We start from the raw sequence: 26,805 nt of genomic DNA, 5'->3' as shown, positions 1-26,805 counted from the left end.
GGCGGGAATTGGGCGCTTGAAGGAGACCAGCCATGAAACAACGACGTGAAGTACCCGGCATCCGCCCCTATGACGGTCCGGCGGGCGGCTGGGGGGCATTGAAGGCCACGGCCCAGGCCGTGCGGCAACAGATGGAAGTGGTGGAGGCCCCCGTCGTCCTGCTGCGTACCAACCAGCCGGCGGGTTTCGATTGTCCAGGCTGTGCGTGGCCGGACAAGGAGCACCGCTCCACGTTCCAGTTTTGCGAGAACGGCGCCAAGGCGGTTACCTGGGAAGCGACGAGCAAGCGCGTGACGCCGGATTTCTTCGCCCAGCACACGGTGTCTTCATTGCTGGCGCTGTCGGACTACGAGCTGGAGGACTTCGGCCGCCTGACTCACCCGATGGCCTACGACGCGGCCACGGACAAATTCGTTCCCGTATCGTGGGATGCCGCGTTCGAACGCATCGGCGAGGCGCTGCGCAGCCTGGACGCGCCTGACCAGGCCGAGTTCTATACCTCGGGGCGGGCCTCCAACGAGGCGGCCTATCTGTTTCAGCTGTTCGCGCGGGAATTCGGCACCAATAATTTCCCCGACTGTTCGAACATGTGCCATGAGGCGACCAGCGTGGGCTTGCCGCAGTCCATCGGCATAGGCAAGGGCACGGTCTCGCTGGAGGACTTCGACCATGCGGAGCTCATCCTTTCCATTGGCCATAACCCTGGCACCAATCATCCGCGCATGATGGGCACGCTGCACGAATTGGCGCGCCGCAAGGTTCCCATCATCGTCTTCAACCCCTTGCGCGAACGCGCCCTGGAACGCTTCGCCGATCCGCAGAGCATCGTGGAAATGGCGACCTTCAGCTCGACCAATATCGCCTCGACCTACTATCAGGTCCGGGCGGGTGGCGACGCAGCCGCGCTCAAGGGCATCATGAAGGCGCTGCTGGCGCTCGAAGCGCAGCGCGGCAACGTCCTGGATCGCCCGTTCATCGCGGAACACACGCTGGGCTTTGACGCGCTGGCCGCGGACCTGCACGCAACCTCCTGGGCCGACATCGAAACCGAAAGCGGCCTGCAGCGCGCTGACCTGGAGCATGTGGCCGAGGCCTACGCCAAGTCCAACGCCACCATCGTCACCTACGGCATGGGGATCACCCAGCACAACACGGGCACGGCCAATGTCAAGCTGATCGCCGACCTGCTGCTCATGCGCGGCAACTTCGGCAAGCCCGGCGCCGGCATCTGCCCCCTGCGCGGCCATTCCAACGTGCAGGGCAACCGCACTGTCGGCATCACGGAAAAGCCCAGCCCGGAGTTCCTGGCAAAGCTGCAAGCGGAGTTCGGCTTCACGCCGCCGCAGGGCCATGGCCATGACGCGGTGCAGGCCATGGAAGCGATGGTCGACGGCACCGCCCGAGCGCTCATCTGCCTGGGCGGGAACTTCGCCGTGGCCCTGCCCGATCCCGAACTCTGTTTCGCGGCCATGAAGGAACTGACGCTCAGCGTGCATCTGGGTACCAAGCTCAACCGCTCGCATCTGCTGGTGGGGCGCGAGACCTTCCTGCTGCCGGTGCTGGGACGCACCGAACTCGACGTCCAGGCCGACGGCCCACAATCGGTGACGGTGGAGGACTCGATGTCCATGGTCCACGCCTCGGCGGGCAAGCTCAAGCCGGCGTCCGCCGAGCTGCGCTCGGAACCGGCCATCGTCGCCGCCATGGCCCGGTCGACCTTGCCCTACAGCAAGGTCGACTGGCTGGGGCTGGTGCAAAACTACGATCGCATCCGCGACCTGATCGAGCGCACGGTTCCGGGTTTCGACGACTACAACGCGCGCATCCGCGTGCCCGGCGGCTTTCGCATGCCCTTGCCGCCGACCGAGCGCAAGTGGAACACGCCCACCGGCAAGGCCATGTTCTCGGTATTCCCCGGCGTGCGCGAGCGTTATGAACCCTGGCCGGACGAGGTGCTGCGGCTGGTGACCATACGCAGCCACGACCAGTACAACACCACGATCTACGGATTGGACGACCGCTACCGCGGCGTCTTCGGCCGCCGCGACGTGCTTTTCATGAATCCGGAAGACCTGGCCGCGCAGGGCCTGGAACACGGTGATCTGGTGGACATAGAAACCGTGTCGCGGAATCGGACGCTGCGGCTGGCAGGCATCACCGCGATTGAATACAGCATCGCGCGGGGCTCGGTCGCGGCCTACTATCCCGAGGCCAATGTCCTGGTTCCGCTGGACTATATCGATAAGGAATGCGGCACGCCTTCCTACAAGTCGATACCGGTGCGCATCCGCAAAGCCGCGCAGGGAGGCGCCCAAGCGTAAGCCGTCATGATCGTCCGCCCCGCATCCCGCTCTCCCTGGCTGCTGCTGTTCACGTTGAAGGGATCGATTGTTTCCATCATCTGGAAGCGCGTCGTCGCCATGATGCTGCTGGCCACCGCCGTGGTGCTGGCGGAGCATCGGCTGCCCTTGAGCGGGGTGGGGCTGGGCGCGGTGCCGTTGACGCTGGTCGGACTGACCCTGGCCATCTTCCTGGGGTTCCGCAACAGCGTGGCCTACGAACGCTGGTGGGAGGCGCGCAAGCTCTGGGGCGAGCTGCTCATCGTCATCCGCAACCTGACGCGGCAGACGCTGAGCCTTCCCGACGGCCTGCCCGCCGCGCGCCAGCGTGAACTGGCGCACGGCCTCATCGCCTATGCCCATGCCTTGCGGCACATGCTGAGGCAGAGCGATCCCAAGGAAGACCTGCAGCCCTGGCTGCCCGCCGCTACTGCGACCCGCATCATGCAGGCGGAGAATCCGCCCAGTGTGCTTCTGGGCGACTTGAGCCAAGCCTATGCCCAGTTGCGGCGGGAAGGGCGGCTGGACAGCATCCTGCTCGCGGACATCGATGCCCAGATCACGCGGCTGTCATACATAGGCGGCGGCTGCGAGCGGATACGCAGCACGCCGATTCCCTTTGCCTACATCCTGCTGCTGCACCGGACCGTCTACATCTATTGCCTGCTGCTGCCGTTCTGTCTGGTTGGCAGCATAGGCTGGGTGACGCCGTTCATGGTAGGCGTGCTGTCCTACACGTTCTTCGGGCTGGACGCCTTGGGCGAACAGATCGAGGAACCCTTCGACCGCCTGCCCAACAACCTGCCCCTGGATGCCTTGTGCCGCGGCATCGAGATCAACGTCGGGGAATTGCTGGGCGACAAGAATTTGCCGCCGCCGTTGTCGCCGCAGGACGGCGTGCTGTTCTAGCTGGCATCTTTTCCGATCGGGTACGGCGCGCGATGGCCACGCAAGAATCCAGCGTTGCAGTGTTACCGCTTATCGCTTATTGTGCGGATCTGTAAAAATTTGCATACAAAAGCGACGTTGGCTCCAGCCGCGTCCAATGCGGCGTCACGACGGGCGGAACGGCCCTTCCAATCCTTGCAATCTCACTCGTAGGCCAGGGCCATGCACCCCTGGGAGGTGCCATGAACCGAATTTACCGCGTGGTGTTCAACGCAGCCGTAGGCGTGTGGCAGGCTGTCAGCGAAATCGCTGGAGGCCCGGGCAAAGGCCGCCAACGCCCGCGGCGCGCGCGCCGGGCCGGCTTGCCCACGCTGACCGCCGCGACCACGCTGCTGGCCGCCGCGCTTGGCAACAGCGCGGCCTACGCCGCCTGTACGCCTGTGGCGCCTGCGGACGGCACTACGCTCACCTGTAGCGGCACGGTCCAGGACTACTTCGTCACCGGCAACGACCTCCTCTTTGATATTCAGAACGGTGCTACGGTCAGTTCCAGCGTCATCGGCCTGCCCTCGATGCACCTGCTCGGCCGCGGGATTACGGTGAACAACAGCGGCGTCTTCGACCCGACGGGCGGGGGCACTTTCAACCAGTCCACCACGGCGCTGAAAATGGAGGGAGGCGTCGCATCCAACCTGACCATCACCAACAGCAGCGGCGCCGCCATATACGGCGCGTCAGGCAATTTGCCGCCGAGCCTGTCCACGTTCGACGGCATGGCGATCGAGGTGAAAAATGCCGGCGGCGGGCTGACCGCCATCGACAACAATGGCACCATCGGCTCCAGGGCGCTAAGCGGCGCCATCGAGGCTGCCGATGCCAGGCCGGTGATCGCCGTCTATGGCGGCGGCCGGGTCCACCTGAATAATCGCGCCACCATCCATGGCCGGGTTGCGTTCGAAACGTCAGGCCAGGGCAATGTCGTCACCAATAGCGGCACGATATATGGCAGCGTGTCGCTGGGGGCGGGCAGTACCAACCAGTTCATCGCGGTCACCGGCAGCAGCGTCTCGGGCAGCGGCTCCAGCGGCGTCCTGGGCAACAATCTGGGCGTCAACCTGGCATTCGCGCCGGTCGGCATCGTCGATGGCGGCGCCAATGGCAACAACACGCTGACCCTGCGCAACGGGTTTGATTCGAGCGCCACCGGGAGCGGTGCGATTTTCTCGTCGGTGTACACCAACTTCAGCAACCTGCAAGTCGAAGGCGGGACCTGGGCCGTCAACGGCGCGCTGTTGAGCGGCGCGGCCACCAGCACCAGCCTGACGGGCGGCGAGTTGGTGGTGGACAACGGCGGTTTCGCTGGCAGCGGCGTAATTACGGCCGCGGGGGGGACCCTGCGCAGCTCGGCCAGCCAGCTGACCGTGAACAATCCCATCTCCCTGGCATTGAACGTGCCTGCGGGGACCAATGGCCTGACCGTGACGGGTTCCAACGCCATCACCCTCAATGGCGCGATCTCCGGCTCTGCGGGCGCCACCCTCACCAAGACGGGCAGCGGCAAGCTGACCCTGGGCGGCATCAACACCTTCAGCGGTTTCACCACGATAGACGGCGGACGCCTGGACCTCGCTGCCGGCGCAAGCCTGGCCAGCGGCATGGTCAACGTCCGTAGCGGCGGCACGCTTGGCGGCAGCGGCGCCCTGAGCGGCGCCGTGACCGTCGCCGGCGGCGGCCGCCTCGCCCTGAGCAGCGGCAATACCCTGACCACGGGTTCCTTGACTCTGAGCAACGGCGCCACACTCGATCTCGCCTTGGGCGCGCCGAGCCTTACGCCGATGGTCAACATCCAGGGCAACTTGTCGATCACCAGCAGCACCTTCAACATCATCGACGCGGGCAACCTGGCCAATGGCAACTACCGTCTGTTCAATTACACCGGTAGCCTGACCGGCACCAACCTCGTTGCCGCCAGTACGCCCAGCGATCTGAGCACCGTCGATGTGGGGCGGGTCTTCGACATCGCAGGCAAGACGCTGACCCTCGTCATCAATTCGCCTACCCTCGGCACGCAGTATTGGGATGGCGGCAATACTGTCGCCAACGGCGTCGTGGAGGGCGGCAGCGGGATATGGAATAGCGTCAACAGCAACTGGACCAAGTCTTCCGGCAATGACAACGGCGTCTGGAAAGGCACCAACGCGGTGTTCCTGGGGCAGAACGGCCTGGTAATGGTGAACGGCGCCCAGGATGTCCGCGCCATGCAGTTCAAAACCGACGGCTACATCGTCGGCCAGCTTGACGCGTCCGGTGCGCTGAACCTTATAAACGGCTCAAACGGCATCGCGCAGGTAATCACAGATACCGACGTCAGCGCGCTGATCGGCGCGCCAATCCAGGGCGCCGGCAAGCTCACCAAGACAGGCGCCGGTTCCTTGATCTTGAGCGGAAACAACAGCTGGACCGGAGGCACTGCGCTCAGCGCCGGCACCGTGGTCGTGCGCCACGACCGGGCATTGGGCACAGGCAGCGTGGCGCTGGGGAGCGGCACGACCTTGGCGACCGATATCATCGATGTCGCACTGGCCAACAGCCAGGTGCTCAATGGCGTGTCCACGGTGCAGACGGGTTCGGGAACCAACCTGACCCTGAACGGAAACGTCAGTGGTGTCGGCGGCCTGATCAAAGCGGGCAGCGGCACCCTGACGCTCAACGGCGTCAACAACATGCTCGGCAACCTCAATCTGACCGGCGGGAGGCTGGTCATCGGCAATCCGTTGGCGCTCGGTACGGGGATCCTCAACGCCATCAATGGCACGTCGATCGAGGCGGGCGTGGCGGGCATGAATGTCGGCACCAATGTGTGGGTCAGCGGGACCGTGGCCCTCGTCGGCGATCGAGACTTGACCCTCTCTGGCACGTTGTCTGGCACTGGCGACCTGGTCAAGCAGGGCAACAGTACGCTAAGCCTGACAGGCGCCAATGCGCTGGACGGCCAGACTACCCTGAACGGCGGCGGCCTGCGCCTGGGGCAGGACACATCGCTGGGAAACACGCTTCTGAACGTGAGTTCGGCCTCTACCTTGCAGGCTGCCAACAGCATCACCGTGGCCAACGAGGTGCACCTGGGCGCGGCATTGACCGTGGATGGCGCCAATAGCCTGGCCCTGACGGGCGAGATGAGGAGCGGCGGCGATCTGATCAAGAACGGCAACGGCACGCTGATCCTTGGCGGCAGCAACCTGAGCCGCAGCGGCGTCACCACGCTCAACGCCGGCACCCTGGCTCTGGGCCATGACAAGGCGCTGGGCAGCGGCCGTCTGGACGTGGCTGGCACTGCGAGGCTGGACAGCACCGCTTTCGTGACGCTGGCCAACGCGGTAGACATCAGCGGTTCGCTGACCTTCGCCGGCACCCAGGACCTGGCGCTGACGGGCACGCTCAGCGGCAACGGCGGCCTGATCAAGTCCGGGGCCAGCACGCTGACCCTGAGCGGCGTGAACACCTTTGGCGGCGTCTACAACATCGATGCCGGCCGCTTGATCGGGAGCGCCGCCAGTGGCCTGGGCAGCCCAAGCCAGGTCAACGTCGCGTCCGGCGCCACCCTGCAGTTGAACCAGGGCGGCAGCGCGGGGCAACTCAATGGCGCGGGCAGCGTAGACCTCCGGGCCGGATCCTTCAATGTGCAGGCAGGCAGCTTCAGCGGCGCGCTGAACGGCAATGGCGGCCTGACCAAGACCGGCAACGGCTCCTTGGTGCTCAGCGGCAATAGCATCCTGGCCGGCGCCACGACGGTGGATGCGGGTACGCTGCGCGTGGACGGTACGCTGGGATCTGGCAGTGTTGCCGTGGCCAGCGGCGCCACGCTGACGGGCTCGGGCACGCTGACCGGAGCCGTCAGCATTGCCGATGGCGGCCGCCTGGGGCTGGTCAGCGGCGCCACATTGAGTCTGGGGGCGCTGGCGCTCAATGGCGACTCCCAGATCGACGCGGCCTTGGGCGTCGCCTCGCCCAATGCGCCAGCCTTGGCCCAAGTTGCCGGCAACCTGCGTCTGGATGGCAAGCTCAACATCATCGACACCGGTGGCTTCGGGATCGGCGTGTATCGCCTGTTCGACTACGTCGGCACGCTGACCGATCGCGGACTGGCGTTCGGGACACTGCCCTCAGGCGTACGCGCCAACGACCTGGAAGTACAGACCAGCGTTGCCAGTCAGGTCAATCTGGTGGTGGGGGGAACGTCCAACGTCCGCTTCTGGGACGGCAGCGGGCCTGCCGGCAACGGTAACGTCGAGGGCGGCAGCGGTGTATGGAATAGCAGCAACACCAACTGGACCATCACCAGCGGCGGGTTCAATGCGGGATGGAATGACAGCTTTGCGGTGTTCATGGGCAGCCCCGGCACGGTTACCGTGGAAGGTACCCAGCGCACCACCGGGATGCAGTTCGCCAGCGACGGCTATCTGCTGACGGCGGGAGCGGCCGGGAAGCTGGAACTGGTGGACGGATCCGCCGGTTATGCCGCCATCCGCGTAGACGCCGGCAAGACGGCCACGCTGAATGTCGACCTGGGCGGCAACGCCACGCTGGCCAAGCTGGACGCTGGCACCTTGGCGCTCAATGGCAACAACAGCTACACCGGCGGCACCCGCCTGGCGGGAGGCCAACTGTTGCTGGGCAATGGCGGCGCGCTGGGCAGCGGCAGCCTGCAAGTCGTAGGGGCGGCTGCGTTGGATAGCAGCGCTGCTATCGCGCTGTCCAACGCTATCACGCTGAATGCGGATCTGACCCTGGCGGGAAGCAACAACCTTGCGCTTAACGGCGATATTGCCGGTTCAGGGGGACTGGTCAAACTGGGCAGCGGCACGCTCGAACTCAACAGCAACAACCAGTATGCGGGGAACACGGTGCTCAATGCCGGCACCTTGAAACTGGGACAACAAGCGGCCATGGGGAGCGGTGCGCTCCACGTCACCGGCGCGGCCCATCTGGATACCGCCAGCAGCATGACGGTGAGCAATCGCATACAGCTCGATCAGGCGTTGACGGTGGACGGCAGCCACGATCTGCTCCTGAGCGGCGCAATCAGGGGCACTGGCGACCTCATCAAGCAAGGAAACGCGACGCTGACCTTGACGGGGCCGAACAGCGCCACCGGCGGCACAACCATCAACGCCGGGCGTCTGGTGGCGTCGGCGACCAGCATCGGCAGCGGCGCCATCATCAACAATGCGGCGCTGGAGCTGAACCAGGCCAGCGATGCCATCCTGGCCCAAACCATCAGCGGCAGCGGCAGCCTGATCAAGACGGGCGATGCCACGTTGATTCTTACGGGCGCGAACGCGTCGACCGGCGGCACCATCATCAACGCAGGCCGGCTGGTGGCCTCCGCCGCCAGCTTGGGCAGCGGCGCCATCGCCAACAATGCCGCGCTGGAGTTGAACCAGGCCGTGGACGCCACGCTGAGCCAAGCCATCAGCGGCGGCGGCAGCCTGACCAAAACCGGAGCGGGCACACTGAGCCTGACCGGCGCCAACACCTCCAGCGGCGTCACCCTCATCAATGCAGGACGCCTCATTGCGTCTTCGCACAGCCTGGGCAGCGGCGCCATCATCAACAATGCGGCGCTGGAACTGAACCAGGCCGCGGACGGCGCGCTGGCCCAGGCCATCAGCGGCGGCGGCAGCCTGGGCAAGACCGGCGCCGGCACGCTGACTTTGACGGGGGCCAACACATACACCGGCGCCACGCTCATCAACGCCGGCCGCCTGGTGGCATCGGCGGCCAGCCTGGGCAGCGGCGCCATCATCAACAATGCGGCGCTGGAACTGAACCAGGCCGTGGATGCCAGCATGGCGCAAGCCTTCAGCGGCAGCGGCAGCCTGAGCAAGACGGGCGCAGGCACTCTGACCCTGACGGGCGCCAACACCTCCACGGGCGCCACGTTCATCAGCGCCGGCCGCCTGGTGGCATCGGCGGCCAACCTGGGCAGCGGCGTCATCACCAACAATGCCGCCCTGGAGCTGCGCCAGACGCTGGATGCCAGCATGGGCCAAACCCTGCTTGGCAACGGCAGCTTGACCAAGACCGGCGCGGGCACGCTGACGTTGACAGGCGACAGCAGCGGCTTTGCCGGCAGCACGACTGTGCAGCAGAGCTATCTGGTCGTGGACGGCAACCTGGGCGGCGCGCTCACCGTAGCCGGCGGCGGCAAGCTGGCGGGCACGGGCTCGGTAGGATCCTCTGGCGCGAAGACCATCATCCAGAGCGGCGGAGCCTTGGCAGCGGGCTTGAGCCCCGATGCGGCAACGCCCTATGGGACGTTGCGCGTACAGGGCGATCTGGAACTGCAGGCGGGCTCTACCTACGAGGTGCGGGCCGACCCCGACAGCAGCGCCAGCACGCTGACCCAGGTGGCAGGCACGGCTACGCTGGCCGGAGGCGTGGTTCATATGGGTGCGCCGGGCAGTTTCGAGGTCGCCAAAACCTACTCCATCCTGTCGGCGAACAGCCTGATCGGCCGATTCGATACCGTGGCTTCGGACTACGCCTACCTGGCCCCGACGCTGAACTACACCAGCACCGACGTGACGCTGCAGTTGCGGCGCAAATCCAACGGCAGCTCGGGCAGCATGACCTTTGCCGATCTGGCCGAGACCCGCAATCAGGCCGCCGTGGCCAACGGGGTGGAGAGCCTGGCGCCTGCAAGCGCCCTGTACCGCTACGTTGAAACGTTGCCTGCGGGAACGCCCCAGGCCGTGTTCGACAGCCTGTCCGGTGAAAGCCACGCCACGGCCAAAGGCAGCATGCGCGCCGGCGCCGCCATGTTCGGCGCCAGTGCGCTCAATCACCTGCACGGCAATCTCACTGCCACGCTGCGCCCTGGCGCGCCGACCGCGCAGTCGGGCGGCCCGATTGCGGCCTCCGCCTGGCCCGCGTCCAGCGCCTTGCCCATGTGGGCCGAGGTCGTGGGCCACTGGCAAAACTACGCGGGCGACGGCAATGCCGCCAGCTGGAAACAAAACACCGGCGGCCTGTTCTTGGGGGGCGACGCCGAAGTGGCTGCCAGCGGCTGGCGGTTGGGCGGATCGTTGGGCTACACGCGCGCCGATGGCCAGGTGTCCGACCGCAGCTCCAAGGCCACGGTGGACAGCTACAGCGCCGCCATCTATGGCGGCAAGTCCTTCGGCCTGGGGACGGGCCGCCTGAACGTCATGGGCGGCGTTGCCTACACCTGGCACGACATCGCGTCGCAACGCCAGGTGACGTCCTTGAGCCAGACCCTCAAGGCCGACTATCACGCCAGCACCACGCAGGTGTTTGCCGAAGTGGGCTACGCCATGGGCCAGGACGACAAGGCAGGCATCGAGCCCTTCGCCGGCGTCAGCCTGGGCCAGCAACGTACGCGCGGTTTCCAGGAAAGCGGCGGCTTTGCGGCCCTGCGCGGCAACAATAGCAGCGACGACCTGGCCAGCACGACGCTGGGCGTGCGCGCCCATAGCGACTTCGCGGCAGGCGGCAGGGACGGGCGTCTGCGCGCCACGCTGGGCTGGCGTCATGCGTTTGGCGACTTGGCCACCCAGTCCACCATGGCTTTCGAAGGCGGGCAGGACTTCACTGTGGCTGGCGTGCCGCTGGCGCGCAACGCTGCGGTAGTCGGCCTGGACGCCGAGGTGGACCTGAGCAATCGCGCCGCCCTGGCGCTGGGCTACAACGGCGAATTCGGAGGAGGCAACCGCGACCAATCGGCGCAGGTGCGTGTGCGCTGGGCGTTCTGAGGGCGAGCTCCAACCCGCGTATGCAATCCCGCGCTTTTGGTGAAAATACCTATTAAGAAAGCCAGGTTGCGTGCCGTACCGACAGGAGATCGCGTCTACTCAGAAAGGATTGTTCATGGTCGCCAGGAATTGCTCGCGCACGGGATGGCTGAAGTCGGCTGCCCTCGTTGTCTACGCGGCGAACTTCGCCAGTCCCGCAAATGCCCAATCGGTCTCCGTCACTGGCCAGGTCTTGCCGGGGCCCGTCCAGACGCCGCATTGGAATGTCGGGGGCGATCTGACGGTCGGAGATACCCTGGCCGGGGAGTTGGTCATCGATGCGGGCGGTTCCGTAGAAAATGACTGGGCCAACGTTGGAATTTTTAATGGCGCTCCAGGCGCCGTGACGGTGAAGGGCCGCGACGGCAATGGCACGGCGTCCTCCTGGACCAGCGCCAGCCCGGTGCTGATCGGGGGCGAGGCCGGCAGCATCGGCACGCTGAGTATCCTGGACGGCGGCGTGGCGCATAGCGACTCGGCCAGAATCGGCGTCGACAATGGCAGCGTCGGGAACGTTCTTGTTTCCGGGGCGGGGTCCACCTGGAATCTCAACACCATCGGCGCGTTCGAGATCGGCACGGGCGGCAAGGGCACGCTACAGATCGACAACGGCGTCGTGCACAGCGGTCAGGCGATCATCGGCTGGAACGCCGGCGGCGAGGGGGGCGTCACGGTATCGGGCCCGAAGGCGGTCTGGGACCCGCTGAACAATATATACGTGGGTTTCGAAGGAACTGGCGACTTGCGCGTCCTGGATGGCGCCAGCGTCAGCACCGTCGGCTCGGGCGGGCCAGGCGCCGCGGCAGCGGTTTACATCGGCAAGAGCGCGGGCAGCGTCGGCACGGTGACCGTATCGAGCGCGACGGCCGATATCTCCACGCTCACCGCCAGCGACCGCATCGAAATCGGTTCGGAAGGCACGGGCACGCTGACCATAACCAAGGGCGGGGTTGCGGTCGCCGCCCGCAACACGTGGCTTGCCCCTGCCGGCACTTCCACCGGCACGCTCAACCTGACCGGCGATGCCAGCGGCCGCGGCGTGTTGGAGACCGGCTCCGTCATCAAGGGCGCGGGCGACGGCACCTTCAACCTGGACGGCGGCATCCTGCGGGCCAATCGTGACGAGGATAATTTCCTGAACGGTTTCGCCACGCAGGCCGTGGGTAGCGGTGGCGCCTGGTTCGACACGAACGGTCATGATGTGGGCGTGTCTACCGCGTTCTCGGGGACGTCAAGCTTCAACAAGCAGGGCGCGGGCACGCTGACCTTGTCCGGCAACAGCGCGGCGTTCACGGGAAACACCGAGATTCAGGCCGGAACGCTGCAGATGGATGGCACCTTCGGCGGCCCGGTGGATGTGCTTTCGGGCGCGCGATTGACCGGCACGGGACGCGTGGGCGCGACAGTCAACCGCGGCACGATCGCACCGGGTCCGCGCAGTGGCTTCGGCACCCTCACGATCGCGGGCGACTATGCGGCGCAGGGCGGCAATCTGGAAATTCGCACGCAGCTTGGCGCCGATGATTCGCCGACGGACAAGCTGGTGATCACGGGCGACAGCGCTGGCACGACACCGGTCACGGTGAAGAACATGGGAGGCGCCGGCGCGCAGACCCAACGGGGCATCCAGGTGGTACAGGTCCATGGCCTGTCGGCGGGAAGATTCGATCTGGCCAATGGCGATTACGTCATCGGGGGGCGTCCGGCCTTGGTGGCCGGCGCCTATGGCTATGTGCTGCAACAGGATTCGGCCGACGGCGGCTGGTACTTGCGGTCGTCCCTGACCAATCCCGGCACCACTCCCACGGATCCCGGCACTACCCCGACGGATCCAGGCACTACCCCGACGGACCCGGGCACTACGCCGACCGATCCTGGCACACCCTCGCCCGGCGGCGGTACGCCGGGCGCCGAGCCGCCCTTGCTCTATCAGCCCGGCGTGCCGGTCTATGAGGCCTATGCCAATACGCTGCTACACCTGAGCCAGCTGCCTACCCTGCGCCAGCGGGTCGGCAATCGCCTCTATGATCCGGCGGACGCCGGCCGCAACGGCGTATGGAGCCGCGTGGAGGGCTCGACGGGCCGGCTCGATCCCGCGGCGTCGACTACGGGCGCGCGCCAGGACATCGATAGCTGGAAAGCGCAATTCGGCGTTGACCGTATCCTGGCGGGCCAGGAAGAGGGCTCCCGTCTGATGGGCAGCCTGGCCTTTTACTACGGCAAGGCCGACACGCGTGTGTCGTCGGTGTATGGCGACGGCACCATCGACACCACTGCCTATGGCCTGACGCCAACTTTGACCTGGTATGGCAAGAATGGTGTCTATATCGATGCCCAGGCTCAGGCGACCTGGTTCGACAGCGACCTCAATTCACGGCTGGCAGGAAAACTGAAAGGCGGCCAGAAGGCCCAGAGCTATGGGCTGGGTATCGAGGCAGGCAAGGCGTTCGGTCTGAGCGAGGGGTTCGCCCTGATTCCGCAGGCGCAGCTGACATACGTATCGACCCGCTTCGACCGCTTCAACGACAGATTCGGCGCGCGCGTCGAAAGCGACAAGGGCGACAGCCTGCTGGGCCGCCTTGGCATTGCGCTGGATTACAAGAGCAATTGGCAAACGGCCGGTGTAAAGCGCGAGTCCAGCGTCTATGGCGTCGTCAACGTGAAACATGAATTCCTGGACGGAACGCGTGTACGCGTGGCCGACACGCAGGTCGCCAGTCGCATGGCTCGAACCTGGGGCAGCGTGGGGGCGGGCGTGAATTACGGCTGGGGGGAACGCTATGCGATCTACGGCCAGATTGACGCGGACTCGGATTTCTCCGGCAGCCATGTCGTCACCGCGACCGCGGGTTTCAGGATGACTTTCTAAGGTGGATGATGGCGCCGGCAGAACCCCCTTCTGCCGGCGCCAGGTCTTTCACGAGAATACGCAGTCAACAGCAATCGCAAAGCAAAACATCGTTGACTACGTTGCGCGGCCGCGACCCCATGCGGCCGAATCCAAAGGCCGCCATCACGTCGTGACAGATCTCCATCGCTTCTTGCTCGTCTTCGGCGCCGGCGACCCGTGGCCAGGTTACCAGTACGCGCTTGGCCTTCATCTGTTCCACGAACTGCGGTGGCACTGCATCGCTGCCCACCACGGTCACGGACTGAATCCGCTCCGGCAGCCCTGTTTGCAGCGATGAGAGGCTTGCACCGCCGACGATCAGCGCGGCCGTGTCGGCGGGAAGCTCATCGGCGCGGCTGCAGTACTCGACGGAAAAGAAATCGTCCAGCCGCTGGTGGGCGGTGTGCGCTAGCGGCAGCAGGCTGACACAGCGATGACGTTGCAATGAAAGCCGCATCAGCGCGCCTCCTCCAGTATCCAGTCCGAGGCGCGCTCCGCCAGCATGAGTACGGGCGCGTTGATGTTGCCCGAGGTCAGGTCCGGCATGACCGAGGCATCGACGATGCGCAGGCCTGGAACGCCGATGCAGCGCATACGGCTGTCGACGACTGCCATCGGGTCGCTTTCGGCTCCCATCCTGCACGTGCCGCCGGGGTGGTGAACCGTGATGGCAGTCTTGCGGACGAATGCGTCGATAGCGGCGTCATCGATTACGCCGCCGCCCGGCGCAAGCTCGGTGGCGACGTAATCGCCAAGCGCGGGCTGGTCCAGCAAGGTCCGCGCGATACGCACCGACTCGCGTACCCTGACCCGGTCTGCGTCGCTCGCCAGAAAGTTCTGGTTGATCCGGGGTGGCGCCAACGGGTCCGCACTGGCGACGGTGATCTTGCCGCGGCTATGGGGGTGCAGCAACACCGTTCGGACGGCAAAGCCGTCGGCGAAAGGCTTGCGCACCGGATTGAACCAGGGATGAGCGTTGAACGGCGCGGCAGTCAGGAGAAACTGCAGGTCCGGCGTATCCCCGCCGTCTGGCTGCACAAATCCCACTATGCCGCCTGGAACGTCGCCGGCAAAGCCCTCGCCGCCCAGATAGGCGCGCGCCATGGAGATGCCGATGCGGTCCAGGCGCATGCCGTGCACAAATGGACCCGGCTCGCGGCGGCGTGCGGTGACGATGACGGAGATATGGTCCTGCAGGTTTTCACCTACCCCGGCGCGTTCCTGCCTGATGCGTATGCCGGCATCGCGCAATGTCTGAGCGGGGCCGATCCCTGAATGCATCAGGATCGCGGGCGTGTTGATGGCGCCTGCGGCAAGAATCACCTCATGGCGCGCCCTGACGGCCGTGGTGCGGCCCTGTCTGGTAAAACGCAAGCCGACTGCGCGGCTGCCGTCGAAGTCCAGGCCAAGAACATGCGCCGACGTGACCACGGTCAGGTTGGGACGCCGCAGCGCGGGGCGCAAGTAGGCCGTCGCGGCGCTGCATCGGCGTCCGCGCCGGATCGACATCTGCAGGCGCGAGAAGCCGCCTGCCGGCGAGGCGTTGTAGTCGTCGAGCCAGGGGTGCCCGGCCTGGCGGGCGGCCGTGGAGAAGGCGTCGAGCAGCGGGTCCTGGTAGCGGCAGCGCTGCACCCGCAAGGGGCCGCCCGCGCCACGGTCGCCGGTGTGTCCGTCCTCCCAGTCCTCCAGGCGGCGGAAGTAGGGCAGGACTTCCTCGAAGCGCCACTCGGGCAGATCGTAATGCCGCGCCCAGCGCGCGTAATCCTTGGGATGGCCGCGCACGAACGCCATCGCATTGGTCGACGAACTTCCGCCTACAACCTTGCCGCGCGCGCATTCGATAGCCCGGCCATCGGCGTGCGGGGCAGGCTCGGCGTCGTAACCCCAGTCATGCAGGCGTTGCTGCAGGATCTTGCCCCATCCCAGCGGGATGTGGATGAGCGGGTCTCGGTCCCAGGGGCCCGCTTCGATGACCAGCACCGAGACTGCCGGGTCCTTGCTCAAACGATTGGCCAGCACGCAGCCTGCGGAGCCTGCGCCAACGATGATGTAGTCGTATTCCGCCTTCATGTCGGGCTCACTGGCCTGAAGTTGATGTGGACATTCTTTTCCCGGGTAAACGAGATCATCTCGCCGATGCACTCATCGCGGCCGATGCCTGATTGCTTGACCCCGCCATACGGTGCGCCAAGAAAGTGCTTGCCGACTTCGTTGATCCAGATGAATCCCGCATCGATTTCGCGGGCGAGCCTGTGGGCGCGCGCAAGGTCCGCCGTCCAGATAGCGGCGGTCAAGCCGACGTCCAGGCTGTGCACTGCTGCCAGCATCTCTTGCTCGTCGTCCCACGGAATGAGCGCCAGCACGGGGCCGAAGAACTCCTCGGTGGCCAATGGCGAGGTGGCGGCCACGTCCGCAAAGACGGTCGGTTCCAGATAGAAGCCGCCTGCGGGGACGCCGGCGCGCGGAATGCCGCCGCCCGCGATCAGGCGGGCGCCTTGCGCCACGGCGGCGTCGATCGCCTGCTTGACGCGGTCGCGGTGTTCGCGGCTGATCATTGCGCCCATGGTGGTGGCGGGGTCGGTCGGGTCTCCCGGCACGAACGCGGCGCAAGCCAGCGTCACTTTGGCGCAGACTTCGTCATAGATGGAACGGTGCACGAAGGCCCGGCTGGTGGACCCGCAAGATTGCCCGCACCACGTGAAGTTCATGCCATCGACGATCGCGCGCGCCGCCAGCGCGGGGTCGACGTCCGGGCAGGCGATAAACGGGTTCTTGCCGCCCAGTTCCAGCGCCACGGGCTTGAGCCGCGACGCCGCGGCCTGCATCACCCTGCGCCCGGTGGGAATGCTGCCCACCAGGCCGATCATGTCGACGTCGGGGCTGGCGGCCAGCGCGGCCCCGGCGTCGGCGCCGCCCGGGATCAGCGAAAAGACGCCCGGAGGCAAGAGATCTCCGATCAGCTCCGCACAACGCAAGGCAGACAAGGGCGCCTGCACCGGCGGCTTGATGATCACTGCATTTCCCGCAGCCAGCGGGGCGGCCAGCTTGCCCATGGCGAACAGCAGCGGATGGTTGTACGCAACGATGCGCGCCACGACGCCGACGGGCTCCCGCTCGGTGTAGTCCAGCGCGTCGTGTCCCATCGGGATGGTGTCGCCCTTGAGTTCCGTCACGAGGCCTGCGAAGAAATCCAGCAGCGCCGCGGCAACCATGACATCGGAACCCATCTCGGATACCGGATTGCCGCAGTCCAGCGCATCAAGGAGCGCCAGCTCCCTTGCGTTGTCCCGCAGGCGCTGGGCCATCTTGCGCAAGATGGCGGCCCGGGCCAGCGGGGCCGTACGGCGCCATGCAAGGGCTCCGGCGCGGGCCGCGCCGGCCGCGCGCGCCACGTCTTCGGCGCCAGCATCAGCCACGGCCATCAGCCGTTCGCCCGTTCCGGGCGCCGCGATGTCGATCCAGCGTTCGCTGAGGGGGGCGTGCCAGCCGCCGCCATAGTAGACGCCGTTGTTGGCGGGCAGCTGGACATCGCCCGAGGCGGTCTTATGAGTTTTTCCTGCCATGTTGTCGCCTCACTGCTTCAGAGCTTGCGCTTTTTCAAGGAAGCGCGTGTCGAAGCCCTGGGTGTCGTCGAAGGAAGGCGACAGCGCGCCTTGCTCCTTGAAGAGCGTCGCGGATGAACGCCACAGGGCCGGATCGATCCAGCCGATGCCGTGCGTCCGGGTGTGGTCGCTGAAGAACGTAAAGTCCAGATCTGCGCGCAACTGTGCCACCAGCATGTCTTTCTTGCCCTTGTACTCGGGGTTGTTCTTGATCAGCGTGTCGGCGGCCGCTTCCGGGTTCTGGATCACGTCGGCAAAGGCCTTGGCGTAGGCCGTCACGAACCTCTGCACGAGATCCGGGCGCTGAGCAATATTCTTGTCCGACGTGAAGACGCCCGAGCCGTAGCTCTGGATGCCCAGATCCTCGCCGTGCAGGATGGACAGGGAGCCCGGCCCTCCTGCCTTGTGTTCCAGTTCGGGAACCTCGGCGTCGATATAGCCCGGTACCACGTTCACGCGGTTCAGCAGCAACAGGTTTTCGTACGGCGGCGACACCGTCGACTGCTTGATGTCGGCGAGCGCCAGGCCGTTCTTGGCCAGCGCGGCCTTCAGGAAGATGTAGGTCGAACCGCTGGGATGCACGCCAATGTTGGCGTCCTTCAGTTGCTTGGCGTTCTGCAGGTCGAAGTTTTTCTTCAGCGATATGATTGCCAGCGGCGTCTTCTGGTTGACGGCCAGCAGCGCCGAGTTGGCCACGCCCTGCGCTCTCCCGACCATCAGGGTAGGCAGGTCGGAGAAGCCGAAGTCGGCGTTCCCGTTGGCCACCAGCCGCAGCGCGTCGGTGGAGCCGGTTCCCTTGCGGATCGCCGTCACATCGATGCCCTGGTCTGCGAAGTAGCCTTTCTCCTTGGCGACGAAGAAGGGCGCATGATTGCCGCGCACGACCCAGTCCAGTTGCACGGTGACTGCGTCCTTGGCGTGGACGGCGCCGCTGAACAGTGCCAGCACTCCGAAGAGCGCGCTGAATCTCCAACTCGATCTCATGTTTTTCCCCTTGTTGATTCGATTTAGTGAGTGGCCCAACCCAAAAACCTGTGTTCGATCAATTCGATGACGTAGTAGAAAAAGACGCCGAGCACCGAAATCTGGACCAGGGCGGCGAATACCAACGCTGTTTCCATCTGGCTGGATGCGAACTGGATCATGTAGCCCAGACCGGCCGAAGCGCCCACGAATTCCCCTACGATCGCCCCGATGACGCTCAGCGTGATGGCCACCTTCATCCCCGCCATCAGAGCGGGTAGCGAAGCCGGGATCTTCACCTGGCGCAGTATCTGGTTGGGCGTCGCGCCGATGGACCTGAGCAGCGCGACCAGGTTGGCATCCGCCGACCGCAGGCCGACCAACATGTTGAGCGTGACCGGGAAGAAGGCCATGATCACGATCAGGGCGATCTTCGGGAGCAGGTCGTACCCGAACCAGAGAATCAGCAGCGGCGCCAGGGCGATCTTCGGCACGTTCTGGAACAGCACGATCAGCGGATAGCTCGCGCGGCCGAACCAGGCATAGCGGTCGACCAGGAGCGCAATCGCGATGCCCACGACGCACGAATACAGGAAGCCGTACAGGATCTCTGCGCCCGTGACGAGCGAGGCCTGGAAGAGTTCCGCCTGCCGTTCCGCCAGAACGGCCGCGATGTCCGTCGGCGCGGGTACGACAAACGCGGGCACTTGCAGAATGCGGACACAGGCCTCCCAGGCGGCCAGGATGATCAGCACGAGCACGATGCTGGGCGTGGCCGAACCGAGCGCGTGACGGATCTTTCCCGGCAACCGGGGAACGACAGGGACTTGCGACTGCGCTTTGGCTTTCATGGTGCTACCCGCCGTCATGATGTGCTCCCCTGGGCGTGGCCGGTCTTGAGCAGTTGGCGAAGCTGATACGACTTCTCGTGAAATTCGGGCTTGGCGAACGTGGCCTCGCTGCGCGGGCCCGGCAGCGCGACCGGCAGGCAGTCGACGATGCGAGCGGGGTTGGTGGCCATGACATAGACCCGGTCCGAGAGGTAAACGGCTTCGTCGATGGAATGGGTGACGAAGACAATGGTCTTGCCGGTGCGCTCCCAGATGTCCAGCAGGAAGTCGCTCATGGTTTCGCGAGTGATGGCGTCCAGCGCGCCGAACGGTTCGTCCATCATCAGTACCTCGGGATCCAGGGCCAAGGCCCGCGCGATGGAAACCCGTTGGCGCATGCCGCCGGACAGCTGCTTGGGATAGCGGTCGGCCGCATACTCCAGCCCGACCAGCCGCAGCATTTCGCGGCCGCGCTGGAGAATTTCCTGCCTGGGCCGGGCATGCACCAGGTGCATCAGCGAGCAGACATTCTCGAGCGCCGTGCGCCAGGGCATGAGCGCGGCTTCCTGGAAGACCATGCCCACGCGGCGCTGGCGCACAGCTTCCGTGGGGGGCACGCCGGCCACGCGGACGTCGCCGCCGGTGGGCGGCACCAATCCGGCAAAGACTTTCAACAGGGTGCTCTTGCCGCAGCCGGACGGGCCGATGATGGAGGTGAAGGATCCCTTCGCGATGTCCACGTCAATGTCGTTGAGCACCCGCACGCGTCCGGCGCGGGTGTCGAAGTCGACAGTCAGTCCGCGAGCGCGAATCTGGGAGTCGTCTGGCGGTTTGTGCATGCCGGTCTCCATGGCCGACCTCAACCGGCCGCGACGGCCGTGGCAAAGGCCGGCCTGTCCTCGACCCGTTTCATCCATGCCTTCAGGTTGGGCAATTCGGGTTTGGCGTGCGGGAACTTCAGGCAGCGCCGGACCAGCGGCGCCAGGCAGATATCGGCCAGGGAAATCTTGTCGCCCGCCACCCAGGTCTTGCCTGCGAGGTGGCCATCGAGCAGGGATAGCTCCGCGCCCAGCAGTTTCGTCGCAGTCTCGGTCAGCTCTTCGGGAGGCAGCTTGGCTTCCTTGAAACCCGCCAGGTATGCGACGTTCAGCGATGCCAAAGTCCAGTCCATCCAGCGCTCGACCTGGCTGCGGGCCGCCGGATTGGCGGGATACAGGGTTTCGGCTTCGTGCGTGTTGGCGATGTAACGCAGGATCGTGTGCGATTCCCAGATATGGAGGTCGCCGTCGCGCAGCGTCGGCACCTTCTGCGTGGGGTTGATGGCCTTGTATTCCCCGGTGAGCGTCGTTCCTTCGAACGTCTTGCCGTAGTCCTTGCGCAGGTAAGGGACCTTCAGCTCCTCGAGCAGGAACAGCACTTTCTGAACATTGCCGGACGTGGCGCGGCCAAGAACTTCCAACATGATGCAACTCCCTTGAGTGTGTTTGTCGTGTGTTTGTGGTCAAAGCGGCTTGTAGGCCATGCATTCGATCTCGATCTTGGTGTCGATGACGGCGCGCGCCTCCACCGTGGTGCGTGCCAGCATGCCGTCCGGGAAGTACTCCTTGAAGACGCCGTTGTAGCGGCCGAAGTCGCGCGCATCTTCCAGGTAAGTCGTGACCTTGACGACGTCCGCCAGGTCGCAGCCCGCGCTTTGCAAGGCGCGGCGCATGGCTTCGATAGTGCTGCGTGTCAGCTGTTCGATGGTCCCTTCCTGCATGACGCCGTTCTCGTCCTTGGCGACCTGCCCGGACACGAAGACGAAGTCGCCCGCACGCACGGCCGGATGGAAGGGAAGGTTGGGATTCTTCTTGCCGAAGGCTTGTTGTAGATATGCCATTTCAGTTTCCGTAGACAGAGCTTTCGATGATGTCCAGCCCGCGCTGCCTGTCCAGCAGATAGAGCAGGCCGCGCGAGTCGGTCGTGACGTCGTTCGATGAGACCCGCTCGAACCCGGCCGGCGTGTCGGGCTCGTAGTAGCCGACTTCTCTGGGCCTGAAAGGGTCGCTGATGTCGACCAGGCGCAAGCCGCGCGCGAACCAGGCAAAGGGCAGGACGCTGCCCGTGAAGCGCTCTGCGGGCTGGTGACAGCCTGACATAGGCTCTTTGGGAGTGCCGTCCGGGTCGACGCCATCGACCTGGAACGTCGAGACGGGAATGGGCTGGCGTTCATCGGTGATGTCGAACAGCCAGGTAAAGGCCGGTGGGGAAGGACGCAGCTTGGCGACGTCTTCATCGGCGACGACCAGGATCTGCCGGCCTTTCAGCAGCATGGGTATCGGCAGGGCCGTGTGTGTCGGATGGGGATGCGCCGGCCCCGTGTTGAATTGCGATACCAGCTTGGGGCGAGACAGGTCCTCGATGTCCAGGATGAACATGCCGTGGTGCCAGTAGGACACGTACAGCCGATTTCCCATGCGTAGCGGGTGATGGCAGCGAGGCGGAACATAGTTGTCCCACGGATAGTGTTCGCCGGCCTGCATGTTCTGGCCTGGAATCCACCAGCTTCCCACCTCTTCGGGACGCGACGGTTCCTGCAGGTCCAGGATCTTCACGATGTTGCCGACGAAGCCGGGGGCCGTGGGCGAAATGTAGGCATAGCGGCCATCGAAGTCGTAGCGATGCACGCCTCCGCCCTCCGTCCCCGTCTTCCAGTGCTTGATGAGGCGGGGCCGGTCCGGACGGCTCACATCGTAGATGCCCAGTCCGCCGCCGAAGTCGTCCGCGCCAACACGGAACTTCTCGTAGTTGACGATCATCAGGCCGTCCTTCGCGCGCACCTTGTGCGAATGCCATCCCATCGGCACCTCGAGCGAGGCCAGCAACCGAGGCCGCCGGGGATCCGCCACGTCATAGATGGAGGTGCCATAGGGCGGCCGCATATGGGACACGAACATCGTGTTCCCTTCCACCCAGACCTGCCCGCCGCCCTCGCAGTCCACATGAGCCACCAACGAGGTATTCCAAGCTTTAGCCAAGACCGGTCTCCTCAGACCAACTCAATGAGATCGCCCTGCGCGGTGCGGCCCCACTGATGGAAAAGCCCCATTGCGCGCAGTGCCGGCTCGTCGCTGGCGATGAAGAGGATCAATGGTTCGGTGTGGTCATTGCGGTATTGGACCCAGGTGTCGCTGGGCACGGCCACGGTATCGAAGGGCTCGAGCGGGAAGCTCTCTTCGCCGATCGTCATCGCGCCTTGTCCGGAAAACGGAGCGACCAGGAGATTGGCCGTCTGCTTCAGCGGCAGAGTCCGCTCTCCGGGGCGGACCATCTGCATGAAAAAGGTCATCGTGCGGTACACCGGGCCGCCCCGCAACGGATGCGTATATTCAACGAGCAAGCCTTCGTGCGGAGATTCGTCCCAGTCCCGGAAGCGGTAGAGCAGCTCTCGCATGGCGTCGTAGCGATACACGAACATGGGCGATGAGTCGCCGCCGCCGCGCCGATGGTCGACAAAGCGGGGTGTCAGGCCTCCCACGCCATAGACTGTGCGCGAATACTCGGTTTGGAAGCGGGCGCTCTGCTTGCGCACGATTTCGCCGTTCTCCTGGTAGTCGTGTTTGAAGCTCAGCGCGTTGAGGTTTTCGACCAGCGGGTAGTCAAGCACTGATAGGTTGATGGCGGGCTCGTTGCCGAGATTGCCATGGTTGTGCCAGGTGTCGCGCGGCGTGAGCACCATGTCGCCAGGCAGGAAAGTGATGTCTTCACCCTCCACGCCGGTAAAGTTCTGCTGGCCCGTCAGGCCAAAGCGGATGGCGCTCGCGGTGTGCGAGTGCGGAGGCATGATCTCGTTCGGATCGTTCTGACGGTACGCGGTGTAGAGGGTCGACACCGTCGCGCGGCGAGGGGCCAGGCCCGGATTGACCAGGATCAACGAGCGCCGGTCGGTGTTTTCGGTCGAGATCAGCCGCGCCGATTCGGCAAGCAGGGGCTGGATGTCCTCTTTGTACGACCAGCGGAAGGGCACGGCCTTGGGGCCGCTGACGAGCTGTTTGATGTCGTCGTGCGCCTCGTTCTCGCGGGCCCAGAACGGAAACATGGATCTCCGCTCGATCTGCTCATACATGGCCAACAAATCCGCTTCGCGAGTGCCGCTGACGGGACGGGTTCCGTGCATACATGTTCCCCTTGAAAGTTATTGATTAACCACATGGCGGAACAAATCTAATAACAACCAATGGTTGTGTAAACGGTATTTGTGGTTCGATATGGAAAACCCCTAAGCGCTCGGATTGTTGGGCTTTTGAATAATAAAAAACACATACAAAACAATGGATTATGGAAAATAATCCGTTTATCAAAATTCTCAACCGGTTGTTTATTTTTATTGCGAATCAACCATTTTCAAATCTAAGATGGTTGCGAAAACATGACGCGAGGGAACAATGGCACGCACCCGCCAACCCGAGGTTTCCAATGACATACGCAGGCTGATTACGCAGATCCGAGCGCTGTTGGGCAAAGGAGAAGAACTACCTTCCGAGCGGGTTCTCGCCGGGCAACTGGATGTCAACCGTCATCGTTTGCGCCTTGCCCTGGACAAGATGCGTGAGGCATCGGAGTTGCCGCGGCCCGTCATCCGCCGCAACGATCCGCCCATTCTCAAAGGCGATGTCGTGGTCCAGGAGACGAATGCGCTCGAGGTGATCGAACTGCGTATGGTGCTGGAGCCGGCAATCGCGCGATTGGCCGCAATCCGGGCCTCGCCGGTGCAGATCGCCAAAATCCTGGAAGCCGCCACAACGCCGTCAGGGGTAGCGCGCTCGACCGGGGATATCGCATTCCACAAATTGCTGGCGGACAGCTCCGGGAACCAACTGGCTGCAAGTCTCTATGCGTTCTTGCGCCACGTCGGCGCGGACCAGCGCCTGCATATTCCCGCCACGACGCAAACCACGCGAGAGCGCATACAGATGCGTGACCAGGAACACCGCGCAATCGCGGAAGCCATTGCGAGTCGATCGCCGGATGCGGCCGAGCAAAGCATGCGCGTCCATCTGTGGCGTGTGCAGCGCGAGATCGCGGATCGTTTGAACCCGGTCGGAACCGGGGGGCAGAGCCCGCTGGCGTCGCGCTCCTAACCCGGATCCGTCTGCCGCAAGGTGTCCAGGAAGCGTTGCGCCGCCGCCGACAGGGATCGTTGGCGCTTGAGCAAGATGCCGATGTTCCGTGACGCGGCGGGCGAGTGCAGCGCCACGCTGCACAGGCGCGTGGTATCCATCAGGCGCAGGGCCAGTTGCGGCACTGCCGCTATGCCCACGCCGGCAGCCACCATTGCGCCTACTACCGAAATATTGTCGGACACGTAGTTCATTTCCGGCAGCCGGCCGGAGGCTGCCAGGATCTGGTCGGTGACCTGGCGGATGCTGCTGGCGGGCCCGCTCGCAACGTAAGGCCGGTCGGCAAAAACGCTCCAATCCACGCGCTTGCGTTGCGCCAGCGGGTCGCCGATAGGGCAGATCAGCACGAAGTTCTCTTTCAGCAGTTGCGTGAATTGCACGCTGGCCGGCTGGTCGGGGACCTCGATGGAGATGCCGATGTCGGCATTGCCTTCCGATACGGCCTGCGTGATCTGGCGCGCGGAAACCGCGTGGATGTTCAGGCGCACCTGCGGGTGCGACTTCTGGAAAGTGCGCGTCGCCGCGGGCAGCAGTGCGGAGGCGACGGAGGGAAGGGCCCAGATGTTGATGCTGCCGCGACGGCCCGCGATGAATTCGGACAGATCGCTAAGCGAGTCGCGGAACTCCGACAGCATCCGCATCGCAATCGGCACCAGTTCCGCGCCAGCGGAGGTCAGCGCAACGCCATGCTTGTCGCGGTCGAACAGCCTGGCGCCGAGCTTCTGTTCCGCCGCCTGTACGCGCCGGCTGAGCGCCGGCTGCGAAATCGGCACGCGTTCGGCGGCCATGCGGAAGTTGAGCGTTTCCGCCACCAACAGCACCGCCTCCAATTCGGAAATGGTCAGGGTCATGGCCTGCGTGATGCGTTTGAGTTATTACGAAGATATAAATATATCAATTTTCAGATCAGGCTGGTCGCCGCATACTAGGCCGCAAAGTAGCAATACGGACGGAGACAGACATGAATGAACCGCGCAAGCGGCTGCGCATCGGCGTAGGGGCCGGCATGGCGGACGACCGCATCGGTCCGGCCATGCCGCTGCTGGAAGACTGCGATATCGACTACCTGGTGTGCGAATGCCTGGCCGAACGGACCATTGCGCGCGAAACGCTGTCACGCAAGCATGACGGCGCTCACGGCTACAACCCGATGCTGGAGGAGCGCATGCGTGCCTTCCTGCCGGCGTGCCGGGAGAAAGGCGTACGGCTGGTGTCCAACATGGGCGCGGCCAATCCGGCCGGCGCCGCGCAGGCCGCGCTGGACATAGGGCACGCCTTGGGATGGCAGGAGCTCAAGTGCGCCGCCGTAGTCGGCGACGACGTGGCCGAGCGCGTGCGCCTGCATCCTGAACTGCGCCTGCTGGATCGCGAGCTGCCGCTGGAGGCGATCCTGCCCCAGCTGGCCTCGGCAAATGCCTACCTGGGCGCCGATGTGGTCCGCGATGCGCTGGCCACCGGCGCGCACGTGGTGCTGACGGGCCGGGTCGCCGATCCCTCGCTGTTTCTGGGCGTGGCCCTGCATCATCACGGCTGGAGCTACGAGGACCTGCCCAAGCTGGCGGCGGGCACCATCATGGGCCACCTGCTGGAGTGTTCCGCGCAGATCACCGGCGGCTATTTCGCCGACCCGGGAAAGAAAGACGTGCCCCGCCTGGCCGAACTGGCTTATCCCTATGCCGATCTTTACAGCGACGGCGAACTGTACATAGGCAAGCCCGCCGGCTCGGGCGGCCGCCTCGACCGCATGACCTGTACCGAGCAGGCGCTATACGAAATCCATGATCCCTCGGCCTACATCACGCCAGATTGCGTGTTGAGCCTGGAAGGCCTGCATTTTGAAGAGCAGCACGCGGACCGCGTGGCCGTGCGCGGCATACGCGCCGCGCCGCGCACCGATAGCTACAAGGTGGTGGTCGGCTACTTCGATGGCTGGATAGGCACTGGCGAGGTCGCCTATGCAGGCGTGAACGCGATCGCGCGGGCGCGGCTGGCGGCCGACACGGTGAAAGAGCGGTTCCGGCTCGACGGCGGCGCGGCCAGCGAGATCCAGGTCGATCTGATCGGCGTGAGCAGCCTGCATGGCGATCATCCGCAGGCCGTCGCCGGCCAACCCTACGAAGTCCGGTTGCGCGTGTCGGCCCGCTGTCCCGACAAAAAGAGCGCGCACTTGTTGGGGGATCACGTGCGGCAACTGAACATGCAGGGACCTTATGGCGCAGGCGGTCCCGTCAACCTGGGCGCCAAGGAAGTCATAGCCGTGGACGCCCTGTTGATTCCGCGCGACTGGGTCACGCCCGAAGTCATTACGGTGGGAGCCTGA

General features: G+C 64.9%; 17 protein-coding genes. 6 read left to right on the top strand and 11 right to left on the bottom strand.

What is annotated here, in order from left to right; all coding sequences use genetic code 11:
- Positions 1-32 precede the first annotated feature (32 nt).
- From IB258_RS28350 to IB258_RS28335, 4 genes are all read left to right on the top strand, one after another.
- The gene (locus IB258_RS28350; protein WP_192353507.1) at positions 33-2,321 is read left to right on the top strand and encodes an FdhF/YdeP family oxidoreductase; all 2,289 of its coding nucleotides are present in this window, start codon (positions 33-35) and stop codon (positions 2,319-2,321) included.
- 6 nt (positions 2,322-2,327) lie between these two features.
- The gene (locus IB258_RS28345; RefSeq protein WP_192353506.1) at positions 2,328-3,248 is read left to right on the top strand and encodes a bestrophin family protein; all 921 of its coding nucleotides are present in this window, start codon (positions 2,328-2,330) and stop codon (positions 3,246-3,248) included.
- A 221-nt stretch (positions 3,249-3,469) separates the two neighbouring features.
- Positions 3,470-11,002 carry an autotransporter-associated beta strand repeat-containing protein gene (locus IB258_RS28340; protein WP_192353505.1) on the top strand — a complete coding sequence of 2,511 codons (7,533 nt, stop codon included), beginning with the start codon at positions 3,470-3,472 and terminating at the stop codon, positions 11,000-11,002.
- 115 nt (positions 11,003-11,117) lie between these two features.
- Complete coding sequence (locus IB258_RS28335) at positions 11,118-13,910, top strand: autotransporter outer membrane beta-barrel domain-containing protein (protein ID WP_192353504.1); 2,793 nt, start codon at positions 11,118-11,120, stop codon at positions 13,908-13,910.
- Between the two features lie 64 nt (positions 13,911-13,974).
- On the opposite strand, the gene IB258_RS28330 is transcribed toward IB258_RS28335, so the two are convergent.
- Genes IB258_RS28330 through IB258_RS28285 form a run of 10 tightly spaced genes read right to left on the bottom strand, consistent with a single transcriptional unit; the run spans position 13,975 to position 23,482 of the window.
- Positions 13,975-14,388: a hypothetical protein gene (locus tag IB258_RS28330; RefSeq protein ID WP_175182070.1), complete on the bottom strand. Its 414-nt coding sequence runs from the start codon at positions 14,386-14,388 to the stop codon at positions 13,975-13,977.
- On the bottom strand, positions 14,388-16,001 hold the full coding sequence (locus tag IB258_RS28325) for a GMC family oxidoreductase (RefSeq protein ID WP_192353503.1): 1,614 nt from the start codon (positions 15,999-16,001) through the stop codon (positions 14,388-14,390). Before IB258_RS28325 ends, IB258_RS28330 begins: the two co-directional genes overlap by 1 nt.
- On the bottom strand, positions 15,998-17,494 hold the full coding sequence (locus tag IB258_RS28320) for an aldehyde dehydrogenase family protein (RefSeq protein WP_192353502.1): 1,497 nt from the start codon (positions 17,492-17,494) through the stop codon (positions 15,998-16,000). The genes IB258_RS28325 and IB258_RS28320 overlap by 4 nt, the downstream gene beginning before the upstream one ends.
- 9 nt (positions 17,495-17,503) lie before the next feature.
- Positions 17,504-18,517, bottom strand: coding sequence for an ABC transporter substrate-binding protein (locus IB258_RS28315; RefSeq protein ID WP_192353501.1), 1,014 nt, complete (start codon positions 18,515-18,517; stop codon positions 17,504-17,506).
- A 23-nt stretch (positions 18,518-18,540) separates the two neighbouring features.
- Complete coding sequence (locus tag IB258_RS28310; protein ID WP_119449599.1) at positions 18,541-19,347, bottom strand: ABC transporter permease; 807 nt, start codon at positions 19,345-19,347, stop codon at positions 18,541-18,543.
- Between the two features lie 14 nt (positions 19,348-19,361).
- Positions 19,362-20,165: an ABC transporter ATP-binding protein gene (locus IB258_RS28305; RefSeq protein ID WP_225590541.1), complete on the bottom strand. Its 804-nt coding sequence runs from the start codon at positions 20,163-20,165 to the stop codon at positions 19,362-19,364.
- A 20-nt stretch (positions 20,166-20,185) separates the two neighbouring features.
- A complete protein-coding gene (locus IB258_RS28300) occupies positions 20,186-20,788 on the bottom strand; it encodes a glutathione S-transferase family protein (protein WP_175161876.1) in 603 nt (200 codons plus the stop codon).
- Between the two features lie 39 nt (positions 20,789-20,827).
- Positions 20,828-21,205, bottom strand: a complete 378-nt coding sequence (locus IB258_RS28295; protein ID WP_054451245.1) for a RidA family protein — start codon at positions 21,203-21,205, stop codon at positions 20,828-20,830.
- Between the two features lies 1 nt (position 21,206).
- Positions 21,207-22,343, bottom strand: a complete 1,137-nt coding sequence (locus IB258_RS28290) for an LVIVD repeat-containing protein (RefSeq protein WP_054451246.1) — start codon at positions 22,341-22,343, stop codon at positions 21,207-21,209.
- Positions 22,344-22,354: 11 nt separating this feature from the next.
- On the bottom strand, positions 22,355-23,482 hold the full coding sequence (locus IB258_RS28285) for a cupin domain-containing protein (protein ID WP_054451247.1): 1,128 nt from the start codon (positions 23,480-23,482) through the stop codon (positions 22,355-22,357).
- Between the two features lie 268 nt (positions 23,483-23,750).
- On the opposite strand from IB258_RS28285, the gene IB258_RS28280 reads away from it, so the two are divergent.
- Positions 23,751-24,446, top strand: coding sequence for a FadR/GntR family transcriptional regulator (locus tag IB258_RS28280; RefSeq protein WP_119449540.1), 696 nt, complete (start codon positions 23,751-23,753; stop codon positions 24,444-24,446).
- On the opposite strand, the gene IB258_RS28275 is transcribed toward IB258_RS28280, so the two are convergent.
- A complete protein-coding gene (locus IB258_RS28275) occupies positions 24,443-25,336 on the bottom strand; it encodes a LysR family transcriptional regulator (RefSeq protein ID WP_192353500.1) in 894 nt (297 codons plus the stop codon). The two genes, IB258_RS28280 and IB258_RS28275, sit on opposite strands and share 4 nt — an antisense overlap.
- 110 nt (positions 25,337-25,446) lie before the next feature.
- Between IB258_RS28275 and IB258_RS28270 the strand changes: the two genes are divergently transcribed.
- Positions 25,447-26,805 (top strand): acyclic terpene utilization AtuA family protein, encoded by a 1,359-nt coding sequence (locus IB258_RS28270; protein WP_192353499.1) that lies wholly within the window; start codon positions 25,447-25,449, stop codon positions 26,803-26,805.

The organism is Achromobacter sp. ACM02, assembly GCF_014851605.1.
Classification (GTDB): Bacteria; Pseudomonadota; Gammaproteobacteria; order Burkholderiales; family Burkholderiaceae_B; genus Achromobacter; species Achromobacter aegrifaciens.
The sequence above is the reverse complement of the archived record's forward strand: the minus strand, read 5'-3'. Positions and strand labels throughout refer to the sequence as shown.